The organism is Rhodophyticola sp. SM2404, assembly GCF_053570515.1.
In genome coordinates this window covers 40610-61615 of record NZ_JBSEDL010000004.1, presented here as the reverse complement: position 1 = coordinate 61615, position 21006 = coordinate 40610, and the positions used below count along the sequence as shown (strand labels likewise).

The 21006-nt window shown below is 58.3% G+C and carries 23 protein-coding genes; 9 read left to right on the top strand and 14 right to left on the bottom strand.

Going from position 1 to position 21006, the window contains the following annotated elements:
• Positions 1 to 9: 9 nt before the first annotated feature.
• Positions 10 to 1587: a DUF5928 domain-containing protein gene (locus tag ACTYEO_RS07305; protein ID WP_449323069.1), complete on the bottom strand. Its 1578-nt coding sequence runs from the start codon at positions 1585 to 1587 to the stop codon at positions 10 to 12.
• 143 nt (positions 1588 to 1730) lie between these two features.
• Between ACTYEO_RS07305 and ACTYEO_RS07300 the strand changes: the two genes are divergently transcribed.
• Complete coding sequence (locus ACTYEO_RS07300) at positions 1731 to 2549, top strand: sulfotransferase family protein (protein WP_449323068.1); 819 nt, start codon at positions 1731 to 1733, stop codon at positions 2547 to 2549.
• Between the two features lie 130 nt (positions 2550 to 2679).
• Here ACTYEO_RS07300 and ACTYEO_RS07295 read toward each other — a convergent pair whose 3' ends face one another.
• Complete coding sequence (locus ACTYEO_RS07295; RefSeq protein ID WP_449323067.1) at positions 2680 to 3678, bottom strand: adenosine kinase; 999 nt, start codon at positions 3676 to 3678, stop codon at positions 2680 to 2682.
• On the bottom strand, positions 3675 to 4319 hold the full coding sequence (nth, locus tag ACTYEO_RS07290) for an endonuclease III (RefSeq protein WP_449323066.1): 645 nt from the start codon (positions 4317 to 4319) through the stop codon (positions 3675 to 3677). The genes ACTYEO_RS07295 and nth overlap by 4 nt, the downstream gene beginning before the upstream one ends.
• A gap of 108 nt (positions 4320 to 4427) precedes the next feature.
• On the opposite strand from nth, the gene ACTYEO_RS07285 reads away from it, so the two are divergent.
• From ACTYEO_RS07285 to ACTYEO_RS07260, 6 genes are all read left to right on the top strand, one after another.
• Positions 4428 to 5276: a methylated-DNA--[protein]-cysteine S-methyltransferase gene (locus ACTYEO_RS07285; RefSeq protein ID WP_449323065.1), complete on the top strand. Its 849-nt coding sequence runs from the start codon at positions 4428 to 4430 to the stop codon at positions 5274 to 5276.
• 160 nt (positions 5277 to 5436) lie between these two features.
• The gene (locus ACTYEO_RS07280; RefSeq protein WP_449323064.1) at positions 5437 to 6090 is read left to right on the top strand and encodes an OmpA family protein; all 654 of its coding nucleotides are present in this window, start codon (positions 5437 to 5439) and stop codon (positions 6088 to 6090) included.
• Positions 6091 to 6188: 98 nt separating this feature from the next.
• A complete protein-coding gene (locus ACTYEO_RS07275; RefSeq protein WP_449323063.1) occupies positions 6189 to 6956 on the top strand; it encodes an FCD domain-containing protein in 768 nt (255 codons plus the stop codon).
• 143 nt (positions 6957 to 7099) lie between these two features.
• On the top strand, positions 7100 to 7876 hold the full coding sequence (gene pcaD / locus ACTYEO_RS07270; protein WP_449323062.1) for a 3-oxoadipate enol-lactonase: 777 nt from the start codon (positions 7100 to 7102) through the stop codon (positions 7874 to 7876).
• Complete coding sequence (locus ACTYEO_RS07265) at positions 7873 to 9219, top strand: lyase family protein (protein ID WP_449323061.1); 1347 nt, start codon at positions 7873 to 7875, stop codon at positions 9217 to 9219. The genes pcaD and ACTYEO_RS07265 overlap by 4 nt, the downstream gene beginning before the upstream one ends.
• Before the next feature lie 36 nt (positions 9220 to 9255).
• Positions 9256 to 10476, top strand: a complete 1221-nt coding sequence (locus tag ACTYEO_RS07260; protein WP_449323060.1) for a TCR/Tet family MFS transporter — start codon at positions 9256 to 9258, stop codon at positions 10474 to 10476.
• Here the strand turns inward: ACTYEO_RS07260 and ACTYEO_RS07255 are convergent.
• Genes ACTYEO_RS07255 through ACTYEO_RS07245 form a run of 3 tightly spaced genes read right to left on the bottom strand, consistent with a single transcriptional unit; the run spans position 10473 to position 12987 of the window.
• Complete coding sequence (locus ACTYEO_RS07255; RefSeq protein WP_449323059.1) at positions 10473 to 11450, bottom strand: threonine ammonia-lyase; 978 nt, start codon at positions 11448 to 11450, stop codon at positions 10473 to 10475. The genes ACTYEO_RS07260 and ACTYEO_RS07255 overlap by 4 nt on opposite strands.
• Entirely contained in the window at positions 11447 to 12280 is an 834-nt protein-coding gene (locus ACTYEO_RS07250; protein ID WP_449323058.1) for an alpha/beta fold hydrolase, read from the bottom strand. Before ACTYEO_RS07250 ends, ACTYEO_RS07255 begins: the two co-directional genes overlap by 4 nt.
• Positions 12280 to 12987, bottom strand: a complete 708-nt coding sequence (locus tag ACTYEO_RS07245; RefSeq protein ID WP_449323057.1) for a haloacid dehalogenase type II — start codon at positions 12985 to 12987, stop codon at positions 12280 to 12282. The genes ACTYEO_RS07250 and ACTYEO_RS07245 overlap by 1 nt, the downstream gene beginning before the upstream one ends.
• Before the next feature lie 179 nt (positions 12988 to 13166).
• Between ACTYEO_RS07245 and ACTYEO_RS07240 the strand changes: the two genes are divergently transcribed.
• Positions 13167 to 13595: an FKBP-type peptidyl-prolyl cis-trans isomerase gene (locus ACTYEO_RS07240; protein WP_449323056.1), complete on the top strand. Its 429-nt coding sequence runs from the start codon at positions 13167 to 13169 to the stop codon at positions 13593 to 13595.
• Positions 13596 to 13680: 85 nt separating this feature from the next.
• Here ACTYEO_RS07240 and ACTYEO_RS07235 read toward each other — a convergent pair whose 3' ends face one another.
• From ACTYEO_RS07235 to fabA, 3 genes are read right to left on the bottom strand one after another with little or no spacing between them, the layout of a single operon-like run.
• Positions 13681 to 14469 (bottom strand): enoyl-ACP reductase FabI, encoded by a 789-nt coding sequence (locus tag ACTYEO_RS07235; protein WP_449323055.1) that lies wholly within the window; start codon positions 14467 to 14469, stop codon positions 13681 to 13683.
• A gap of 8 nt (positions 14470 to 14477) precedes the next feature.
• Positions 14478 to 15707 (bottom strand): beta-ketoacyl-ACP synthase I, encoded by a 1230-nt coding sequence (fabB, locus tag ACTYEO_RS07230; RefSeq protein ID WP_449323054.1) that lies wholly within the window; start codon positions 15705 to 15707, stop codon positions 14478 to 14480.
• Positions 15708 to 15745: 38 nt separating this feature from the next.
• Complete coding sequence (fabA, locus tag ACTYEO_RS07225; RefSeq protein ID WP_449323053.1) at positions 15746 to 16255, bottom strand: bifunctional 3-hydroxydecanoyl-ACP dehydratase/trans-2-decenoyl-ACP isomerase; 510 nt, start codon at positions 16253 to 16255, stop codon at positions 15746 to 15748.
• Positions 16256 to 16446: 191 nt separating this feature from the next.
• Between fabA and irrA the strand changes: the two genes are divergently transcribed.
• Positions 16447 to 16869 carry an iron response transcriptional regulator IrrA gene (irrA, locus tag ACTYEO_RS07220; protein ID WP_449323342.1) on the top strand — a complete coding sequence of 141 codons (423 nt, stop codon included), beginning with the start codon at positions 16447 to 16449 and terminating at the stop codon, positions 16867 to 16869.
• Positions 16870 to 16950: 81 nt separating this feature from the next.
• Here irrA and ACTYEO_RS07215 read toward each other — a convergent pair whose 3' ends face one another.
• The 5 genes from ACTYEO_RS07215 to ACTYEO_RS07195 all read right to left on the bottom strand — a co-directional run bounded on the left by ACTYEO_RS07215 (position 16951) and on the right by ACTYEO_RS07195 (position 20913).
• On the bottom strand, positions 16951 to 18687 hold the full coding sequence (locus ACTYEO_RS07215) for a SulP family inorganic anion transporter (protein ID WP_449323052.1): 1737 nt from the start codon (positions 18685 to 18687) through the stop codon (positions 16951 to 16953).
• Positions 18688 to 18753: 66 nt separating this feature from the next.
• Positions 18754 to 19089 (bottom strand): TIGR01244 family sulfur transferase, encoded by a 336-nt coding sequence (locus tag ACTYEO_RS07210; protein WP_449323051.1) that lies wholly within the window; start codon positions 19087 to 19089, stop codon positions 18754 to 18756.
• Between the two features lie 34 nt (positions 19090 to 19123).
• Positions 19124 to 20008 carry an MBL fold metallo-hydrolase gene (locus ACTYEO_RS07205; RefSeq protein WP_449323050.1) on the bottom strand — a complete coding sequence of 295 codons (885 nt, stop codon included), beginning with the start codon at positions 20006 to 20008 and terminating at the stop codon, positions 19124 to 19126.
• Positions 20009 to 20033: 25 nt separating this feature from the next.
• Positions 20034 to 20474 carry a DUF6691 family protein gene (locus ACTYEO_RS07200; RefSeq protein WP_449323049.1) on the bottom strand — a complete coding sequence of 147 codons (441 nt, stop codon included), beginning with the start codon at positions 20472 to 20474 and terminating at the stop codon, positions 20034 to 20036.
• A 4-nt stretch (positions 20475 to 20478) separates the two neighbouring features.
• A complete protein-coding gene (locus ACTYEO_RS07195; RefSeq protein ID WP_449323341.1) occupies positions 20479 to 20913 on the bottom strand; it encodes a YeeE/YedE family protein in 435 nt (144 codons plus the stop codon).
• Between the last annotated feature and the right edge of the window lie 93 nt (positions 20914 to 21006).

The following is a 21006-nucleotide window of genomic DNA, read 5'->3' as shown; positions in this document are numbered from 1 at the left end:
TTTTTCCCATCAATCATCGAAGAGGTAAGGCGTTTGCGCAATCGTGCGGGCCGCATCGGGCCCAATCGCGAAGAAATCCCTCAAAACGGCTGCATTTTCCCATTCTTCCTTGCCTTGCCGCACGCGGTAATGGTTCTCGAACTCGGCATTGCGGATGCGCACCGTCTCGAACTCGAACTCATAGCGCAGGGTCGGCAGCATTTTCTCCATCAACTCTTCCGAGGTATCAGGCGAGGCAAGGCCCACGCGATAGGCATGGCCTTTGAGATAGTCATCATCAAAATCGCATTGCAATTCGAGGATTTTGGCACTGGTCCGATCAGCGCTGAAATCGCGCATCAGGTTGATATTATTGGGATCAAGACAAATCATCAGGCGGTCGGTCTGGTAATAGTCAAACAACATACGCACCAGCGCGCGGCGGTGGCGGTTGCGCTTCTCCAATGTGCGCTCCAGCCCGCCCAAATGGGGAATGCCGCAATCATCCTCATCAAAGAGATATTCCACACCATGGATGCCCGCATGCTGTGAGGCTGAATGCATCAACCGTTTGGCGACATGCCATTTTTTGCACACCACCATCAAAAGCTGGCGTTCCTGCCCGAAAGAGGCCTCTTGTTCCCAGAACCGCGTGGCAAAACGGCGCCCTACGCGGCCGCGCTCGCGCATGAAATTATAAAGCTTGCGCCCCCCGCCCGAGATCGCGAAATCCTTGCGGCCAGACGCCCAAAGCGCCCCCAGACGTTCGGCCAAAAAATGCGCCTCAGGGCTGATTTTCCGTGCGAAAAGGTAGTCCTGGCTCAAGAGCAGGTCATAATGGTCATTATAAAAGGTAACAGGCATCCCGTAATCCGAGAAGACAAGGAAGGTCAGCGTGCGCGACTCGATTTCCTTATCGGCCACCAAATGGCGCACCAGTGTCTGGAAAAAGGTTTCATCAGGGATCCAAGTGCGGCGGAAAAACCGGATCACATCAGGCCGCTCGCGGCAAAACTCCAACACTTTTTCCACGGTGCGGCGACGCAAACACCACCATTGGCTGCCGATCTGTATCTGAAGGTCCGATGGAATTTTGCGCTCAACACCCAATCGTTTCTGCAAATTCATCGACAGATAGAACAGCCATTTGGTGTTACGCTCATTGAAAAAATGACGATAGACCAACCGCTCGCGCTTGATGCCAACCTTGATCCAATCTGAGGCGAAAAAATCAAAGCTCTCGATATAGTCGATATCATTTGCGTCAAGCATGTCGCGGGCGAAATCACCCGATTTGATCGGCACGCAATCGCCCGAGAGCATGTAGAAATGCGTGGCCTGTGGAAAGGCCTCCTCGGCGGTCTCAAGCGCGCTCAAGGTCGCTTGGACCAAGCTCCACTCCCCCCAGCCGCATTTGATCCGCTTCTTGGCAAAAACCACACCGGGATTGCTGCCAAGCTCTTGGGTGAGCTGCGCATAATGCGCGGGATTGGCCCGCGCATCGAAATGGATTGAGACAAAATCGCCACCCGCCGTTAGGCGTATCGCCTGACGGATGATCCCTTCAGGGTTTTTGTGACACAGGAGAATAAAGGCAATTTTTGCCATTTCGGAACAGGTCGCCTCAATCTTTTGCTAATCTTGAGGCATAATCGCTAACTGATCTTGAATAAAGCCCAGTTCTTTGCTTTTTGACCACCAGCAGACGCGCTATAGACGCGGGAAGATGTATAAATGGAGGTTGCTCGAGCATGGGGTTTCCTGGAACCTGGATGACCGAGAGCGAGAGCGTAGTATATCGCGTGGTGCCGAAATGCGCCTGCTCGACGATTGGTCAGATTATGTATTACTCTGACAATGGTGAATTTTTCGATGGCGACATCCATGATGCCACATCGGGCATGTATAAATGGGCACAAGAAGCCGCCCAGCCCAAAATCACGTCGAATGTGACCACGCATAAATCCTACGCCTTCACCTGCGTTCGCAACCCCTATACCCGCATCCTGTCCTCCTTTTTCGACAAGATCTGCGGCATCCAGCGCAATGGAAACCGCTATCGTGGGAACCTTGTGCCGCTCTTGATCCAGAAATACGGCATCGAAGTTGGCGGCGATGATGGTAAGGGCGAGTTTGACCAGATCCAGAGCTTCCGCCGCTTTCTTCTTTTTGCGCGCGACACCATCCGCTGGCGCCGCCCGATGGACCCCGATATTCATTGGTCCGCGATGTCAGGCCATGTCTCGACCTTCATTGTGAATGGCGGTCGTTATGACAACATCTTTTGGACTGAAAAGTTCAATGACGGCATGCAATCCGTGCTCGACAGCATCGAGACACAAAAACCGGTAAGCTTGGCCGATGTCCCCCGTTTCAATGAATCTGAGGGGCATGGGCCCAAACGCGCCCATCCGGTCGAGGATTATTTCGATGATCTGTCGATGCATCTGGTCTATGAAATCTACAAGAAAGATTTCCAGCTCTTCAAATATGATTTTGAAGACCCCTCCAACAAGATGCCGATCGGTGAGATCGATCTTGATGAGGTGCATGCCAAGCTCGGCGATTGAGGGGTTTGCGGAACAGGGCCATTAAAGGCCCTCTCCCACAATTGGCCTGCGGCCTTCGTATTTTTGGAAAGATGAAGGAGAGGCGCGCTCCCATCCTTCATCTTTCTTTAAATACGAAGTCGCTACCCTATCACGATGTTGGAAGGCCCGCATCTTTGAAGATTTCAGTCAAAGAACGCTTGGGGCGTGGACCCATATGGCGGATCACTTCCGCAGCGGCCGCGACGCCCATTTTGCCTGCGGTTTCCAGATCACGATCTGTCGCCATACCATATAGGAAACCCGCCGCGAATTGGTCGCCTGCGCCCGTGGCATCGACGGGGGTGATCCGCTCAACAGGGACCTCCACGCGCTCCTCGCCCCTGATCAGGACAACTGGATCGCCAGAGCGGGTGCAGACCACAATTTCACAAACCGCCGCGGCCTGACCAAGTGCGTCATCCAGATTTTCGGATTGATACATAGAGAGCCATTCTTCCTCATTGCCCAAGACGAAATCCATCTCATCCTTGATCAAGGTCAGGAAATCGGCGCGGTGGCGGTCGACACAAAATGGGTCCGACAACGTAATACCTGTCTTGCCCCCGCCCGCGCGGCAATGTTTGGCCGCTGCTGTGAAGGCCGCTTTGCCCTCATCCTTGTCATAGAGATACCCTTCAAGGAACAACCAGCGCGCATTGCCTGCCACTTGTGGGTCGACATCCGCTTCGCTGAAATCCGCGCCTGCCCCGAGATAGGTATTCATGGACCGCTCCCCATCGGGCGAGACGAAGATCATCGAGCGCGATGTGGGCGGGATATCCCCTGCCACGGGTGCATTCGGGAAATCGGTGCCTTCGCTCTCCATGCCTTGGGCATAGAAACGGCCAAGCGCGTCATCCTTGACCTTGCCAAGGAAAGCCGTCTTCAGCCCCAAGGTCCCTGCCCCCGCGATGGTGTTGGCCACCGAGCCACCTGCCGTTTGTACCCGATCCGACATCGCCCCATAGAGCAGCTCCGCGCGGTCACGCTCGATCAATTGCATGATGCCCTTGGTGATGCCCATATTGTCGAGAAAGCTGTCATCGCCTTGCGATATAACATCGACAATCGCATTGCCGATGCCGACCAGATCATAGGGGTGTGTCATTCAGTTTTATCCTCAAATTGGCAAAGATCGCGGATGATACAGGCTCCGCATTTTGGTTTGCGCGCCACGCAGATATAGCGTCCATGCAGGATCATCCAGTGATGCGCGTGAAGCTGGAATTCAGCGGGAATATTATCTTCAATGGCGCGCTCGACCGCATCAACATCACGGCCAGGCGCGATGCCTGCGCGATTTCCCAGACGGAAAATATGGGTATCCACGGCTTGTGCGGGCTGACGCCACCACATGTTCAATACGACATTGGCCGTCTTGCGCCCCACCCCCGGCAGGGATTGAAGTGCTGCGCGGCTGGAAGGGACCTCGCCGCCATACTCCTCAACAAGGATGCGGCTCATCTTGATGACGTTTTTGGCCTTATTGCGAAACAGCCCAATGGTCTTGATATGCTGGATCAGCCCCTCTTCGCCCAAATCCAGCATTTTCTGGGGGGTGTCGGCAATCTTGAACAGCTCGGCCGTTGCCTTGTTCACGCCCGCATCCGTGGCCTGCGCGGAAAGCGCCACGGCCACCAAGAGGGTGTAGACATTCACATGGTTCAATTCGCCCTCGGGTTCCGCCTCGGCGGCCTGAAAGCGCGAAAATATCTCGTGGATCGTATGATAATCGAGTTGCTTTGCCATGACGCCCCTTTTGGCCTGCCCTGCCTGTGCGGGCAAGTCTGAAGGCGCAAGTTTCGGGTCGTCATTGCAAGCAGGCCTCAATAGGTTGGGACAGGTAAGGAGAGAGCCATGACCGACACAGGCGACCAGAGCTATCATTTCAATGTCATCCGCCGCGCCATCGATATCATCGATGGTGCCGAGCCCGCTTTGTCGCTGGAGGCGCTGGCCGCGCACTTGCAGATGAGCCCTGCGCATTTGCAACGCGTGTTTTCGCGTTGGGTGGGGGTATCGCCCAAGCGATATGGCCAGTATCTGACGCTGGATCATGCCAAACAGCTGTTGGCCGAGCGTCATAGCATGATCGACACGGTCGCCGAGACGGGCCTGTCAGGCTCGGGCCGGTTGCATGATCTTTTTGTGACTTGGGAGGCGATGAGCCCCGGCGAATTTGCCCGAAAGGGTGCAGGGCTTTCCATCCGTTTTGGCTGGTTTGACAGCCCCTTTGGCGAGGCCCTTGCGATGGGGACCGAGCGCGGGTTGTGCGGTTTGGCCTTCACCTCCGAGACGGGGCGGCAGGCGGCCTTTGACGATCTAGAGGCGCGCTGGCCCGAGGCGGATTACATCGAAGACGCCTCAGCGATCACACCTTGGGTCGAGGCCGCATTCGGGTTGCGCGGGCATACCCAGCTTCACATGATCGGAGCACCTTTCCAGATCAAGGTCTGGGAGGCGCTGTTGCAAATCCCGTCGGGCCATGTCTCGACCTATTCCGATATCGCGCAGGCCGTGGGCAAACCGAAGGCCGTGCGGGCGGTTGGCACGGCTGTGGGGCGCAATCCGGTCAGCTTCCTGATCCCTTGTCACCGCGCCTTGCGCAAATCGGGCGCGCTTGGGGGGTATCATTGGGGTCTGCCTGTCAAACGCGCAATGCTGGCTTGGGAAAGCGCGGGCGAGGACCACAGGCAAAGCGCTTGATCTGGCCGCTGTCGCTCCTGCCGCGCCCTTCACAAAAGCGGCAATAATCCGCCATTTAAACCTTTTATAGATGAGCAAACCCGCCTGTGGTGTTATATCACCTGCAGACAAAGCTTTGGATTCAACCAAAGCAGATACCTATCGGGAAAGGGTTTAACCTATGAATATCACTCACCGCGCAGCCGCGCTGCTTGCGATCGCGGCCCTTGGATTGGGCGCTTGTGTGCCAACCAATACGGACCCAAATGCCAACCGCACCCGCGATGGAGCCATCGTAGGGGGCATGCTTGGCGGCTTCCTCGGGGCGGTCAGCAATGATGACAACCGTGGGCGCAATGCCGTGTTGGGTGCGGCAGCGGGCGCAGCCGTGGGTGGCATTGTCGGCAATGTGCTGGACCGTCAGGCCGCAGATTTGCGCGGCTCGCTCAGCAATGACCAGATCCAGATCAACAATACGGGCGAAGAGCTGATCGTCACCATGCCCGAGGGCATTTTGTTCGATGTCGACAGCGCCGCGATCCGCCCCAGCCTTCAGGCTGATATCAGGGCGCTTGCCAATAACCTGCAGCAATATCCCGATAGCACTGTGGATGTGATCGGCCATACCGATAACACGGGCTCGGCCTCCTATAACCAAGACCTCTCGGCGCGGCGCTCTTCCTCGGTTGCGGGTGTTTTGCTCGAAGCAGGGGTTGATCCTTGGCGCGTGCGCAGCTTTGGCCGCGGCGAGCAGGAACCGATTGCAGATAACCTGACCGAAACAGGCCGCCAGCAAAATCGCAGGGTCGAGATCATTATCCGCCCTACCGCATAAACGGCACAGCCCCAGAGGTTTCAGGCCGCGCCTAAGTGGTGCGGCCTAGACTAACTGCCCCCGTGGTCATATGATTTGACCAATACGGGGAGGATACCATGCCATTTCAGCGTATCGAGGCGGAAAAGCTCTCGCATTCGGTTGTGCGCCAGATCGAGCAATTGATCCTGCGTGGCATTCTGCGCCCGGGGGAACGTTTGCCCTCCGAGCGGGAACTTAGCGAACGGCTTGGCGTCTCGCGTCCGTCCTTGCGCGAGGCTGTGGCCGAATTGCATGAGCGCGGCTTGTTATCCACACGGGCAGGCGCTGGCATCTATGTGGCCGATGTTTTGGGCTCGGCCTTCTCGCCTGCTTTGACCAAGCTATTCGCCAATCATTCCGAGGCTGTCTTCGACTATGTCGCCTTTCGCCGCGATATGGAGGCACTGGCCGCCGAACGCGCCGCCGTGCTTGGCTCGGACACCGATCTTCGCGTGATCGACACGATTTTCAAAAAAATGGAAGCCGCCCATACCAAGCGCAACCCTGCCGATGAGGCGGAACTGGATGCGCAATTCCATATGGCGATCATTGAGGCCAGCCATAATGTGATCATGCTGCATATGATGCGATCGATGTTTGATTTGCTGCGCGAGGGCGTGTTCTATAACCGCTCGGTTATGTTCAAACAGCGCACCACGCGCGATTTGCTGTTGGATCATCACCGCGCGATCAATGAGGCGATCCAGTCACGCGACCCGATTGCCGCACGAGAGGCGATCAGCACGCATCTGAGCTATGTCGAAGATGACCTGCATAAACAGAAGAAATTCGAACAAAACGAAGAGATTGCGCGCCTGCGTTACGCTCATGAGACCGAGCGTTAAGCACAAAACGCCCTGATCGCTGGCCCCGCCAGTGGCATGTCCAACGGGTCCACCATTGCAGCGCGCGCGCTTTTGGTTGAAAACGGGGCCGAACCCGCCACCTTTCGAGTGCCCCCTTGCCCCATGTGACCACTTCAACTGGCGTGAGCCTTCACATCCGCGAAGACGGAGACCCTGCAGGCGCGCCCGTGGTGTTCTCAAACTCGCTCGGAACAGATATGCGGCTATGGGACGGGATTATTCCCTTGATGCCAGACGGGCTGCGGCTGATCCGCTATGATACTCGTGGCCATGGCCTGTCCGATTGCCCCGCAGCACCCTATTCCATGGGTGCCTTGATCCGTGACGCCGAAACCGTGCTGGAGGCGTTGGAGGTCAGGGATTGCGTCTTTGTGGGCCTGTCGATCGGGGGGATGGTTGCCCAAGGTCTGGCCGCCAAGCGGCTTGATCTGGTGCGCGCTTTGGTTCTGTCGAATACCGCGCCCAAGATCGGCACCCGCGCTATGTGGGAAGACCGTATTGACGCGGTGCGCGCAGGCGGGGTCAAAACCCTGTCGGACACAGTGATGGAGCGCTCATTTTCCAAACAATTCCGCTCTGAGGGGCGGCATGCGCCTTGGCGCGATCTGTTGGAGAGCATGCCACCCGAGGGCTATATCGGCTGCGCAGCAGCCATCGCAGGAACCGATTTCTTCACAACCACAGCCGCGTTGCGCCTGCCCACATTGGTGATCACGGGCGATCAGGATGGCTCTACTCCGCCTGATCTGATGCGCGAAATGGCCGATATGATCCCCGCCTCCGATTTCAAACTCTTCCGTGGCGTGGGCCATCTGCCTTGTGTCGAGCAGCCCGCGCTCTATGCTGCCTGCCTGACCGAGTTTCTATCCAAGATCGGCCATATAGAGGCAAAGATATGAGTATTAGCGCTTTTGATTCAGCGATTTACCGTGATCTCTTCACAGATCGGGATGTGGCGAAACTCTTTACCGATAGCGCCGAGATCCGCGCGATGATGATCGTGGAAGGGGCGCTGGCCAAAGCCCAAGGCGCGCTTGGAATGATCCCCGAGACCGCCGCCAAAGCAATCCATCGCGCCTCGATGGAGGTGCAGATCGATCCGTCAGGCTTGGCGCAGGAAACAGGGCAGAACGGCGTGCCTGTGCCCGCCCTCGTCGCCGCGTTTCGCAAGGCGATGGAGGCCCCTGATCACGCGGCCTATCTGCATTGGGGCGCGACCTCGCAAGATATTATCGACACCGCTTTGATGCTGCGCCTGCGCCAAGCCACATCCCTGATCGAGGCTCGTTTGGATGACATATTAAGCGGCTTGGCCGCGCTGGCCCGAACCCATGCCGACACGTCCATGGCCGCGCGCAGCTATGGTCAGATCGCGGCCCCAAGCGCGTTTGGTGCATTGGTTGCCGCGTGGGGGCGGCCCTTGCTGCGCCACAAAGCACGGCTGAACACCCTCTCGGAGGAATTTTTCACCCTCTCCCTTTCGGGCGCGGCAGGTACAAGCGCTGTCTGGGGCGCGCAAACCCCTGCCCTGCGCGCGGAATTGGCCAAAGCGCTCGGGCTGCGTGACCCGGGCCATAGCTGGCATGCCGAGCGGGATAGCATGGCGGAATTTGCAAGCCTTCTGTCAGGCCTATTGGGCAGTTTGGGCAAAATGGGCACTGATCTGATCCTTCTGACCCGATCCGAACTGGCCGAATTGCGGTTGCCCAAGGCGGGTGGCTCCTCGACCATGCCGCAGAAACAAAACCCAGTCGCGGCATCCGCCCTTGTGGCTTTGGCCCGTCATGGCCAAGCGATGGCGCATGTGATGCAAGGCGCGGCCCTGCATGCCGAGGCGCGCGATGGGGCGGCTTGGTTCACCGAATGGTTGTCTCTGCCGCCTTTGGTGATGGCCGCCGCCAAATCGGCGGCAATCAGCGCCGAGTTGGCCCAAGGCATGACCCCCGATACCGATGCAATGGCCGCGCGGCTGGCAGACCCGCTGGGGCTGATCCGCGCCGAAGGGCTAAGCTTTGCCCTTGCCGCCCATATGCCCCGCCCCGAGGCCCAAGCCGCCATCAAAGCCCTGTGCAAAACCGCGCAGGAGACAGGGCGCGCCCTGCCCGATCTGGTGGCCGAGGCCCATCCCGAGATTGCCGATGCAGCACAGGCCCCGATCACAGCCCTGTTGGGCCAAGCCCCCGCAGAGGCGCGCGGCTTTGCGGATGACGTGACAAAGGCCCTCAGCCACACTAAAGCTTGAGGAATTGTTATTCCTGTTTTGAGTAGATCGGCCACCATGCGCCATAATTTACCAACTGTTTTCATCCTTATCACTGTTGTCATCAATTCGATCGGGATCGGTTTGATCCTGCCCGTGATGCCCGACCTGATTGAGGATGTGCAGGGCGCAAGCCTGTCGGATGCGGCCCTTTGGGGCGGTGTTCTGGCGGCGAGTTATGCGGTGATGCAATTCCTGTTCTCGCCCGTTGTCGGCAATCTGTCGGACCGTTTCGGGCGCAGGCCTGTCTTGCTGCTCTCGCTCTTTGTGATGATGCTGGATTACATCGTGCTGGCATTTGCAGACTCGATCTGGCTGCTTCTTCTGGGCCGCCTGATCGCGGGTGGCGCGGCCTCAACCCAATCCACGGCGCTGGCCTATATGGCCGATATCTCCGCGCCCGAGAAACGCGCGAAAAACTTCGGGCTGATCTCGGCGGGGTTTGGCGTGGGCTTTGTTCTGGGGCCGATCATTGGCGGGTTCTTGGGCGGGTTCGACCTGCGCGCGCCCTTTATTGCGGCCGCCTGCATTGCAGGGGCGAACCTGTTGCTAGGGTGGTTCCTCGTGCCCGAAACCCTTGCCGATGAAAACCGCCGCCCCTTTCAATGGAAACGCGCCAACCCTTTGGGCGGCCTGCAGCAAATAGGCAAATTGCCTGGCGTGAAATGGTTGCTGGTGGTTATGCTGGCCTATCAGATTTCCAATTATGTCTATCCCGCAATCTGGGCCTATTACACCCAAGCCGCCTTTGATTGGGATGTGCGCATGGTCGGCCTGTCGCTAACGGCCTATGGCGTGGCAATGGCCATCACCCAAGGCGTGTTGATCAGCCCGATCATGAAAACCCTAGGAGAGATGCGGGCCATCCAATACGGGCTGGCCTTGAATATCGTCTCCCTCGTTGCTTTCGGATTTGCCAGCGCAGGCTGGATCATCTGGTTCCTGATCCCGATCTCGGCGCTTGGCGCAGTGGTGGCACCAGCGATGCAATCCTTCATGTCGCGCGCGGCAGGCAATGACCAACAGGGCGAATTGCAGGGCGTTTTATCCTCGATCGCGGCGCTGTCGATGATCATCTCGCCATTGGTGATGACGCAGGCCTTTTTCTGGTTCACCCGCGACGGGGCCAGCTTGTTTCTGCCAGGCGCGCCCTTCCTTGTCGCCACGGTTTTGATGGGCGCGTCCTTGGTCATTTTCACGGTGACCGCGGCGCAAGCAGGCCAAGCGAAAGAGGCTTAACCGCCTTCGCCCAAGACCTGCGCAAAAAGCGCCGCATCGACATTGCCGCCCGAGGCTGTGGCAATCACCGCGTCATGCTCCAGCTTATCCCCATGATAAAGTGCCGCCGCCAAAGCCACCGCACCCCCGGGTTCAAGCACGATTTTGAGACGCAAAAACGCCTCACGCATCGCCTTGCGGGTTTGCGCCTCGGTTACCACGATGCCCGCCCCGCATAATCTTTGCATGATAGGAAAGGTGATCTCGCCTGGCGCAGGGGTGAGGATGGCATCACAAAACCCAGACTCCGGCCCCGTATTGCGGCGAATCTCGCCCGAGGCCAGCGACCGCGCCGCATCATCAAACCCCTCAGGCTCCACAGGGCGCACCACCATGGCAGGGGCTTTGGCCTCAAGCGCAATCGCAATCCCCGCCGTCAATCCACCGCCGCCGCAACAGGTCAGAACACTGGCCTGCGTAATCCCAAGCTCAGTGGCTTGCGCGGCAATCTCCAAGCCGCAAGTGCCCTGCCCCGCGATCACCTGCGGCTCGTCAAAAGGTTTGATCAAGGTCAGGCCACGCGCAAGGCGCAAACGCTCGCCAATCACATTGCGATCCTCACCGCCCTTACGGTCATAGAGCACGACCTCGGCCCCAAGCGCGCGGGTATTGGCAATTTTAAGCGCGGGCGCATCCTTGGGCATGATGATGGTGGCAGGCACCCCATGAAGCTGCGCCGCCCGCGCAATGCCTTGCGCGTGATTGCCCGAGGAAAAGGCCAGCACCCCCTTGGCGCGGGTCTCGGGCGCAAGGGCAGAGATGGCCGACCATGCCCCGCGAAACTTGAAGCTGCCCGTATGCTGGAGGACCTCCGCCTTCACAAAAACCCGCCGCCGCGCGATCTCGTCCAGAAAAGGCGAGGATAATAAAGGCGTGATCCGCCCGACAGCGCTGAAACGGTCGGCGGCGGCCTCGATCATAGCAATATCACTCATTCAATATCCCCTAGGAAAGCATTGATAAGATGAACGGATTTCGGCTCATCAAGGAAAGGCACATGGCCACGATCCGGCAATTCCGCAAAGCGCATATCGGGCCTGCGGGCGCGCATTTTATCCGCCGTCTCGCGCGACAGGATATTCGACTGCCCCCCGCGCAACAGGGCCACGGGCAGCCCCTTCAGCCCGTCAAAAAGCGGCCAAAGATCAGGCGGGCTGGCTTCCGGATCAAACCCTGCTTCAACCGCATCGCGCAGTCTCGGATCATATCGCAAATGCAACTGCCCCCCGTCTTCGCGCCACAGCGCACGCACATGGGCCTCCCATCGCTCAGGCGGCACATCACGAAAGGCAGGGTTGCGCGCAGGCATATCAGCGGCGGCCTCGGCATAGCTGCGATAGGTGGGCGCGCGTCCGATATAGGTCATGATTACGGCCAACCCCTCAGCCATGATCTCGGGGCCAATATCATTCAGGCAAACCCCGAGCAGGCGTGTAGGTGCCATGGCCGCCAGCATCATCGCCACCAATCCCCCGCGCGATGTGCCAAGAATGGCCACGCGGTCCAGCCCAAGGTGATCCAGCAAAGCCAGCACATCCTGCGCTTCTTGGGCGACGGTATAGCTCATCGGGTCAGGCGCGAAATCCGAACTGCCCCGCCCGCGAAAATCCATCCGGATGATCCGCGCGCGTGTCTTGAACGCCTCCAGCAAAGGCAAAAAATCATCCCTGTTCCGCGTCAGGCCCGGAAGACAAAGCAAAGCCACCCCCGCACCGTGGTCATCATAGCCAAGGCGCAATCCATCAGGGGTGGTGACATAGGCCATTACACCCCCGTTTGCGCGATCTGCGGCACATCCACGAGCGTCTTGACCTCGGCATCGGCCGAGACGCCCAAGCGGTCTTGAGGCTGGCCCATACGGTTCACCCAAAGCGTGCGAAACCCGTAATGCGCCGCCCCCGCCGCGTCCCATCCATTGGAGGACACAAACAACACCTCATCGCGCGCACAGCCGAAATGCTGGCCCACAAGATCATAAACTTCGGCGCGCGGCTTGAAGATGCCGACCTCATCCACACTCAAAACCGCATCCAATTGCGCCCCCACCCCCGCAGAGGTCACCGCGCCTGCCAGCATATCCAAGGAGCCATTGGACAGAATTCCCGTTTGGAACCCCGCCTGTTTCAGGCTCTCAAGCATCACAGGCACTTCAGGAAAAGACGGCAGGGTCCAGTAAACACTTAGCAAAGCCTCGCGCAATTCGGGGCCCTCGCAGGCATTGGCCTCAAGCGCCCAATCCAAGCCATCCTGCGTGATCTGCCAGAAATCCACATGCGCCCCCATCAGGCTGCGCAACCATGTGTATTCCAGTTGCTTGCTGCGCCAATGGGCCGAAACCGCGGGCCATATCGTGGCAAAGCCCTCATGCGCGCCCGAGGCGGCCACCGCACGTGCGGCTGCATTGACATCAAACAAAGTTCCATAGGCATCAAAGATACAGGTTGTGATTTTGGCCACGCGACTCTCCCTCATTCTGGGGTGAGAGTGGCACAGAGATATGCCTGCTACAATTCGGATCGGAAAACGGGGGTTTCCCTCATGGCCCCAGACCCATATCTTGTCCCGAATCCAACGCGCTGTGACATGTTGCAAATCTGAATGACCTGCGGTCCCGCGCCAAATCCACCCCTCCAACATTTTTGAGGTTCATCATGGCGCAAGCAAAAGCGGGCGATACCCTATCCATTCACTACACTGGCACTTTGGCCGATGGCGCAACCTTTGACAGCTCTGAAGGCCGCGATCCGCTGACCTTCGAATTGGGCTCGGGCCAGATCATCGCGGGGCTTGATGCAGCGCTTGACGGCATGAGCGTCGGTGAAAAGAAAACCGTCACAATCCCCGCCGATGAGGCTTACGGCCCCCATCATGCCGAGGCGATCCAGAACGTCCCGCGCGAGGCGATCCCTGCCGATATCCCGCTTGATCTGGGCACCGAGCTTCAAGTCCAAACCCCTGACGGCCAAACCATGGGCGTCACAGTGACAGCTGTCACCGAGGAAGAAGTCACGCTTGATGCAAACCACCCTCTGGCGGGAAAAGACCTGACCTTCGCGGTGGAACTGGTCTCGATCGGCTGATCTTCATCTTTCCAAAAATACGATCGCCGAAGGCGAAAAAAGGCCGCCCCCTCGGGCGGCCTTAATTTTAGGAAAATGTGATCAATCAGAGATTTTCAGGCTGTGCCATGGCCAAAACATGATAGCCGCCATCAACCGTGATGATCTCACCCGTGGTATCCGCACCATAATCCGAGGCAAGATAAACAGCCGTGCCGCCAATCGCCTCAAGCGAGGCATTGCGGCGCAACGGCGCGTTGGCCTCGGTGGTCTTGAAGGTCTTGCGCGCGCCGCCGATCGCGGCCCCTGCCAGTGTCTTCATCGGGCCAGGGCTGATGGCATTCACCCGAATGCCTTGTGGCCCCAGATCATTGGCCAAATAACGCACCGCACTTTCCAGCGCCGCTTTGGCCACACCCATCACATTGTAAAACGGTGTGACGCGGTTCGATCCCTGATAGCTCAAGGTCAGCAATGTGCCGCCCTCAGGCATCAATTCCGAGGCGCGCTTGGCCACATCAATGAACGAGTAACAACTGATGGTCAGGGAATTGCGGAAATTATCGCGCGAGGTATTGATGAAACGCCCCGTCAATTCGTTCTTGTCCGAAAAAGCGATGGCATGAACCACAAAATCCAGCCCGCCCCATTCGGTCTTCAGCTTGTCAAAACAGGCCTCCATCGAGGCATCATCCATCACATCCACATCCACCATCAAGGTGGATCCAAGCGAGGCCGCCAGCGGCTCAACCCGTTTGCCAAATGCCTCACCCTGATATGAAAAGGCCAGCTCCGCCCCCTCGTTATGCAGGGCTTTTGCAATACCCCAAGCGATGGATCGTTCATTGGCAACGCCCATGACCAATCCGCGCTTGCCCTTCATCAAATCAGCCATAAAATTGATTACCCGTTATATTTTGAAAGAAGCATGGAGCCATTTGTGCCTCCAAAGCCGAAAGAATTCGTCATGACGGTATCAAGCCCTGCCCCCTCGACCAGCGAGGTTGCGATCTCTTCAGGATTAAGGGCGGGATCGAGCGACTCGACATTGATCGAGGGCGCGATGAAATCATGCTCCAGCATCAACAGGCAATAGATCGCCTCCTGCGCGCCAGTGGCACCTTGGCTATGGCCTGTCATGGATTTGGTGGAGGAGATCGGCGGCGTGCTGCCCTCGCCAAAGACACGGCGCACCGCCTCAACCTCACCGACATCGCCCACAGGGGTCGAGGTGCCATGCGCGTTGATATAGCTGACCTTGCGATCCTCGGGCAGGTACTGCAGCGCCAAGCGCATCGCGCGCTCACCGCCCTCGCCTGAGGGGGCAACCATGTCATGCCCGTCAGATGTGGCGGCAAAACCCGTCACTTCGGCATAGATCTTCGCACCGCGCGCAAGGGCATGGTCCAGATCTTCCAGAACAACAATGCCACCGCCGCCTGCAATCACGAACCCGTCGCGATCCGCATCAAAGGCGCGGCTCGCGCGCTCAGGTGCGTCATTATATTTCGACGACATCGCACCCATGGCATCGAACAGGCAGGACAGCGTCCAATCCAGCTCCTCGCCGCCACCCGCAAACATCACATCCTGCTTGCCCATCATGATCTGCTCACTCGCCACCCCGATACAATGCAAGGAGGTAGAGCAGGCAGAGGTTATCGAATAGTTAAGACCCTTGATCTTATAGGCCGTCGAAAGATTGGCCGAGACCGTCGAGGACATGCATTTCGGCACGGCAAATGGGCCGATGCGCTTGGTGGCGCCTGTGCTGAGAACTGTTTGATGCGCGGCAAACATCGCGCTGGTGGACGGCCCGCCCGAGCCTGCGATCACGCCTGTGCGCGGATTGCTGACCAAGCTCTCGTCAAGCCCCGCATCGGCAATCGCCTCGGCCATTGCGATATGGGCATAGGCCGCGCCCGGACCCATGAAGCGCAGGGTGCGCTTGTCGACATGCTCGGCCACATCGATCTTCAGGGTGCCCGCGATCTGGCTGCGAAACCCGTGCTCGGCCATGGCAGGCACAGCTTCGATGCCGGATTTGCCCGCCTTAAGGCTGGCCGTGACCTCGGCTGCGTTATTTCCGATGGGTGAGACGATACCCAACCCTGTGACAACCACTCGGCGCATGGCGCTCTCCATAAATTCTATTTCTTAATCGCCCGCGATCAGGTCGCGGATAGAGCGACTTTCATCTCTTTGACAAGATAGATGGTTTCGCCATCGGCTTCCACCCTGCCATCGGCCACACCCATGGTAAGGCGACGGGTTTGAATGGCCTTGGTGAAATCGACGTAATAGGTCAGCATTTTGCGCTCGGGGCGCACCATGCCTGTCAGCTTTACTTCACCGACACCAAGCGCATAGCCGCGCCCTTCCCAGCCGCGCCAGCCAAGGTTGAAGCCCGTCAATTGCCACAAGCCGTCAAGCCCCAGACAGCCCGGCATGATCGGGTTGCCGGGAAAATGGCACTCGAAGAACCACAGATCAGGTTTGATATCAAACTCGGCCACCACATGGCCTTTGCCATGCTCGCCCCCATCGCCCGAAATATCGGTAATGCGATCCATCATCAACATGGGCGGCTCGGGAAGCTGTGCATTGCCGGGGCCGAATAATTCGCCGCGTGCACATTTCAAAAGATCGTCCCTGTCAAAGCTGGTGGGGTATGTTGTCATTCGGGCCTGCCTGTTCTTTTGCTGGTCATTGCTATCTAACTTTTGCCGCTTTCGTCTAGCATTTGCCTACCCAGCCTTGCAAGCGCAGCAGGCCTCCTGTCTGCCGCAGCGTCGCAGGGAACGGATTCCATTTGAAAAACAGGGCCCAACAGCCCTATAATAACTGTAGTCGACTAGGAATGACCCAGATGATGACCCCTCAGGCGCTTGAGCGCGGAACAAAATGGCTGGCACAGGCCAATCTCAGACCCACACGGCAACGCCTGTCACTGGCAACCTTGCTGGTTGGCGATGGCCATAACCGCCATGTAACAGCAGAAGGTTTGCATGCCTCATCGCTGGTCGCGGGCGACCGTGTTTCGCTGGCAACCGTCTATAATACCCTGCGCGCCTTTTGCGATGCGGGGTTGATGCAGGAAGTCACCGTTGATGGCACCCGCAGCTATTTCGACACGCGCATGGATGACCACCCGCATTTCTTCATGGAAGATGACGGCAGCCTGACCGACGCGCCCGCCGCCGAGTTCGAGATCAAATCCCTTCCCGAAGTTCCCGAAGGCTATGAAGTGGCCAAGGTTGATGTCGTGATCCGCCTGCGGCGCAAATCCTCGTAATCAAGGCCTCACGCGCCACAACAAGCCCCGCCAATCGCGGGGCTTTTTTGATGCAGCCTTTGCGTTGTCAGGTGCGGCTCTCTAGCGGGATGTGCTGATCGCGGGATGGGCGAGAGCAACCCAAGCATCATATTGCGACAGGAACAGCTCGCCCGTCATCTCCTCAAGGAAATGCGTGCGCTCCAGCCTGTCGGTGACGGGGCCTTTCACCTCGGATAGATGCAGCGTCACCCCCATATCCTTGAGCCGCGAATTCAGCGCCTCCAGCGTTTCAAGGGCGGACATGTCGATCTCGTTCACCGCCGAGCACATCAAGACGACATGCTTGATCGGGCAATCCTCAACCACGCGGTCCAGCACGTAATCCTCAAGGAAACGCGCATTCGCGAAATAGAGCGACTCGTCGATGCGGATCGTCAAAAGGCCCGGATCGGTTCTGACGGTATGGCGGTCGATATTGCGGAAATGCTGCGTGTCGGGAACCAGCCCCACCTCGGCCACATGCGGGCGCGAGGTTTTGTACAGATGCAGCAGGATAGACAGGATCACCCCCGCCGAAACCCCCGTTTCCACGCCGAACCCCAAGGTCAGCAGGATCGTGGCGCTGACGGCCGTAAAATCGGCGGTAGAATAGCGCCAGGTTTTCTTGAGGATCGAGAAATCGACCAAACTCAGCACCGCAACAATGATGGTGGCGGCCAAAGTGGCCTTGGGCAGGAAGAAGACCAAAGGCGTCAACGCCAAGGCGGCAATGGCCAGCCCCACCGCCGTGAACGCGCCCGCGGCTGGCGTCTCGGCGCCTGCATCGAAATTCACGACCGACCGCGCGAAGCCGCCCGTCACAGGATAGCCGCCCGTGAAGCCTGCCCCGATATTGGCCATGCCAAGCCCGATCAATTCCTGATCAGGATCGATCCGCTGGCGCTTTTTGGCGGCCAGTGTTTGCGCGACCGAGATGGATTCGACAAAGCCGATCACCGAGATCAGCAGGGCGGGCACGAAAAGCGCGCTCAGCAGGTCAAAGGAGAGGTCGGGCATGGTCAAAGGCGGCAGACTTTGCGGCACCTCGCCCACAATCGCCACATCGGCCCAAGAGGACAGGCCGAACAACCACACCGCCAAAGTGGTCACAAAAACCGCCCCCACAGGGCCTGCTTTTTGGGCAATCTCGGCCGCGCGCGGGCTTAGCCCGCGCTGGATCAGAAAGGGTTTGAGCCCCTTGCGCACCCAAAACAGGAAAGCCGTGGCCGTGACACCGATGATCAGGGTCACAAAATTCGTCTGGGGCAAATGCTCCACCAATGAAATCAGGAATTCCACCAGAGTATGCCCGCTCGCATCAATCCCGAGGATATGCTTGAGCTGGCTGGCCGCAATCAAGATGCCCGAGGCCGTGATGAAACCCGCAATGACAGGATGGCTCAGGAAATTGGCGAGAAACCCAAGTTTCAACACCCCCAAAGCCAAAAGCATCACCCCCGACATCAGCGCAAGGGTCAGGGCCGCGATGGCATAGCCTGCGGTGCCCGCCTCGGCCACCTGCCCCACGGCTGCCGCCGTCATTAAGGAAACAACCGCAACAGGCCCCACTGCCAAGGCACGGCTGGTGCCGAAAATGGCGTAAAGGATGACCGGCGCGATCGAGGCGTATAGCCCCGCCTCGGGCGGCAGACCCGCCAAAAGCGCATAGGCCAGCGATTGCGGGATCAGCATGATCGTCACGATCACCGCTGCCATCATGTCATTTGAAAAGGCAGTGCGATCATAGCGCCGTCCCCAATCGAGGACGGGCATATATTGCGCGAGTTTCAGGGCCATATGACGGGTCTTTCCCACAAAGGCGGCGCGGTTTTCGCGCCTGCCATGCTCAGGTCATCCGCCCTGTCAAACCTTGGCTTGATAGGACAAAAACAGATTGCTAGAGCGTGCGCCCGAGCGACAATAGGCCAGAATGGGCCGTGGCAATTCCACCATGAGATCGGCGAATTCTTCTTCATCCTGCGCGCTCATCGCGCCCGAGGTGAAGGGCAGATAACGGATCTCGATCCCTGCGGCCTTGGCGGCTGCTGCCACCTCTTCGAATTGGGGCTGGCCCGCTTCTTCCTCGTCGGGGCGATTGCAGATGATGGATTTGAACCCCTCCGCCGCGATGGCCGAAATCTCGTCAGCGGTGATTTGCGGGGAAACCGCGAAATCGGGGGTTAGCATTTTGATCGTCATAACCTGTCTCCAAAAAATAGCAGCCTGAACGGGCCTAGAGCCCGTTCAGCGGAACCTTTAGCATGGGGCGGCCATCCTTATCAGTGGGAACCGCGCCTGCGCGCATATTTACCTGCAGGGAGGGGATGATCAGCTTGGGCACATCAAGGCCTGCATCGCGTTCCGTGCGGAATTTGACGAAATCCTCTTTGCTCTTTCCGCCCCCCACATGGATGTTATGGGCCTTTTCCTCGCCAACCGTGGTCTCCCACTGGATGTCGCGGCCATTGGGGCCGTAATCATGGCACATGAACAGGCGCATCTCATCGGGCAAGGCCAGTACACGCTGGATCGAGTCGTAGAGCACGCCCGCATCCCCACCCGGGAAATCGGCGCGGGCCGAGCCACCATCGGGCATGAACAAGGTGTCCCCCACAAAAGCGGCATCGCCGATCACATGGGTCATGCAGGCAGGCGTATGGCCGGGCGTATACAAGACAAAAGCCTCCATCCCGCCGATGCTGTAGCGGTCGCCATCCTTGAACAAGGCGTCGAACTGGCTGCCATCGCGCTGGAATTCGGTGCCTTCATTGAAGATCTTGCCGAAGGTGTCCTGCACCACGGTGATCTGGTCACCGATGCCGATTTTCCCGCCCAATTCCTGCTGGATATAGGGGGCCGCCGAAAGGTGGTCGGCATGGACATGGGTCTCGATCAGCCATTCAAGTGTCAGGCCGTTTTCCTTGATATAGGCGATGATCTCATCGGCATTATCATAGGTGATCCGACCCGCCGCATAATCGATATCCATGACGCTATCGATCACCGCGCAGGCTGTCGAATTCGGGTCCTTCACGACATAGGAAATCGTATTTGTGGCGGCATCGAAGAAAGGCGTCACCTGCGGCGTAAGCTGCATATTTACAGGATAATCAGACATGGTCGTCTCCTTTTCCTAACAGATATTACGAATGGGCGGCTTGGCGGCTGCGCAGGGCGGTATTGGCCGCGCGGGCCACAAAGATGCCGACGATCAGGGCCGCCACAAAGATGAACACTTCCGAGCGGCCCGTGCCAAGCGCTGGCAGCGCACCACCGGGGCAAAAGCCCGCGATGCCCCAACCGATCCCGAAGATGGCCGAGCCACCGATCAGCCGCGCATCAAGATCCGTTGCTGTGGGCAATTGGAATTTGCTCTCGAAGATGGGGCCGGTGGGGCGCGGCAGAACAAGGCGATAGCCGATAAAGGTGGTGATCAAAGCCCCCCCCATAACGAACATGAGGCTTGGGTCCCAAGACCCTGCGATATCGAAGAAATTGATAACTTTGGCGGGGTTTGCCATGCCCGAGATGGAGATGCCGATCCCGAAGATCAAACCAATCGCGAAGATAGAGATAAGACGCATGAATTCAGCCTCCGATGACGTGGCGAATGACAAAGACAGTGATCCCTGTCGTCAACATGAAAGTCAGTGTGGCCACGATGGACCGCTTGGACAGCCGCGCCATCCCGCATACGCCATGACCCGAGGTGCACCCTGCCCCGAAGGTCACGCCGACACCCACCAACAAGCCGCCAATGATCAAGGCGGGTGTCGAGACGGGCACGGAAACCTCAGGCAGCGCGCCAGTGGCCAAAAGCACGACCACGGGGCCTGCCACCATGCCTGCCAGCAAGACCAGCCGCCATGTGAAATCCGAAGAAGAAGCTGGCGCAAGGATGCCTGCCAGAATGCCTGTGGCCCCCATGATGCGGCCCAAGCTCAGCATCAATAATACGGCAGCAAGCCCGATCAGGACCCCGCCGCCAAGCGATTGGAACGGTGTGAATACGGTTTCCATCAGCAGATACCTCTTGTGAAACTTGTGGTGAGTCGCAAAGTTTTGTCTTTTATTTTCAACATGAAACGCGTCCTTTGGTGTCATCGTTTGATTGTA

Coding starts and splice junctions, on each gene's coding strand:
- irrA (WP_449323342.1), top strand. CDS start 16,447: ATGACCCCTCAGGCGCTTGAGCGCGGAACAAAATGGCTGGCACAGGCC.
- ACTYEO_RS07305 (WP_449323069.1), bottom strand. CDS start 1,587: ATGGCAAAAATTGCCTTTATTCTCCTGTGTCACAAAAACCCTGAAGGG.
- ACTYEO_RS07240 (WP_449323056.1), top strand. CDS start 13,167: ATGGCGCAAGCAAAAGCGGGCGATACCCTATCCATTCACTACACTGGC.
- ACTYEO_RS07275 (WP_449323063.1), top strand. CDS start 6,189: ATGCCATTTCAGCGTATCGAGGCGGAAAAGCTCTCGCATTCGGTTGTG.
- ACTYEO_RS07255 (WP_449323059.1), bottom strand. CDS start 11,450: ATGAGTGATATTGCTATGATCGAGGCCGCCGCCGACCGTTTCAGCGCT.
- ACTYEO_RS07235 (WP_449323055.1), bottom strand. CDS start 14,469: ATGGCTGATTTGATGAAGGGCAAGCGCGGATTGGTCATGGGCGTTGCC.
- ACTYEO_RS07200 (WP_449323049.1), bottom strand. CDS start 20,474: ATGCGTCTTATCTCTATCTTCGCGATTGGTTTGATCTTCGGGATCGGC.
- fabA (WP_449323053.1), bottom strand. CDS start 16,255: ATGACAACATACCCCACCAGCTTTGACAGGGACGATCTTTTGAAATGT.
- ACTYEO_RS07300 (WP_449323068.1), top strand. CDS start 1,731: ATGGGGTTTCCTGGAACCTGGATGACCGAGAGCGAGAGCGTAGTATAT.
- nth (WP_449323066.1), bottom strand. CDS start 4,319: ATGGCAAAGCAACTCGATTATCATACGATCCACGAGATATTTTCGCGC.
- ACTYEO_RS07265 (WP_449323061.1), top strand. CDS start 7,873: ATGAGTATTAGCGCTTTTGATTCAGCGATTTACCGTGATCTCTTCACA.
- ACTYEO_RS07280 (WP_449323064.1), top strand. CDS start 5,437: ATGAATATCACTCACCGCGCAGCCGCGCTGCTTGCGATCGCGGCCCTT.
- fabB (WP_449323054.1), bottom strand. CDS start 15,707: ATGCGCCGAGTGGTTGTCACAGGGTTGGGTATCGTCTCACCCATCGGA.
- ACTYEO_RS07210 (WP_449323051.1), bottom strand. CDS start 19,089: ATGACGATCAAAATGCTAACCCCCGATTTCGCGGTTTCCCCGCAAATC.
- ACTYEO_RS07250 (WP_449323058.1), bottom strand. CDS start 12,280: ATGGCCTATGTCACCACCCCTGATGGATTGCGCCTTGGCTATGATGAC.
- ACTYEO_RS07215 (WP_449323052.1), bottom strand. CDS start 18,687: ATGGCCCTGAAACTCGCGCAATATATGCCCGTCCTCGATTGGGGACGG.
- ACTYEO_RS07260 (WP_449323060.1), top strand. CDS start 9,256: ATGCGCCATAATTTACCAACTGTTTTCATCCTTATCACTGTTGTCATC.
- ACTYEO_RS07285 (WP_449323065.1), top strand. CDS start 4,428: ATGACCGACACAGGCGACCAGAGCTATCATTTCAATGTCATCCGCCGC.
- ACTYEO_RS07245 (WP_449323057.1), bottom strand. CDS start 12,987: ATGAGGGAGAGTCGCGTGGCCAAAATCACAACCTGTATCTTTGATGCC.
- ACTYEO_RS07295 (WP_449323067.1), bottom strand. CDS start 3,678: ATGACACACCCCTATGATCTGGTCGGCATCGGCAATGCGATTGTCGAT.
- ACTYEO_RS07205 (WP_449323050.1), bottom strand. CDS start 20,008: ATGTCTGATTATCCTGTAAATATGCAGCTTACGCCGCAGGTGACGCCT.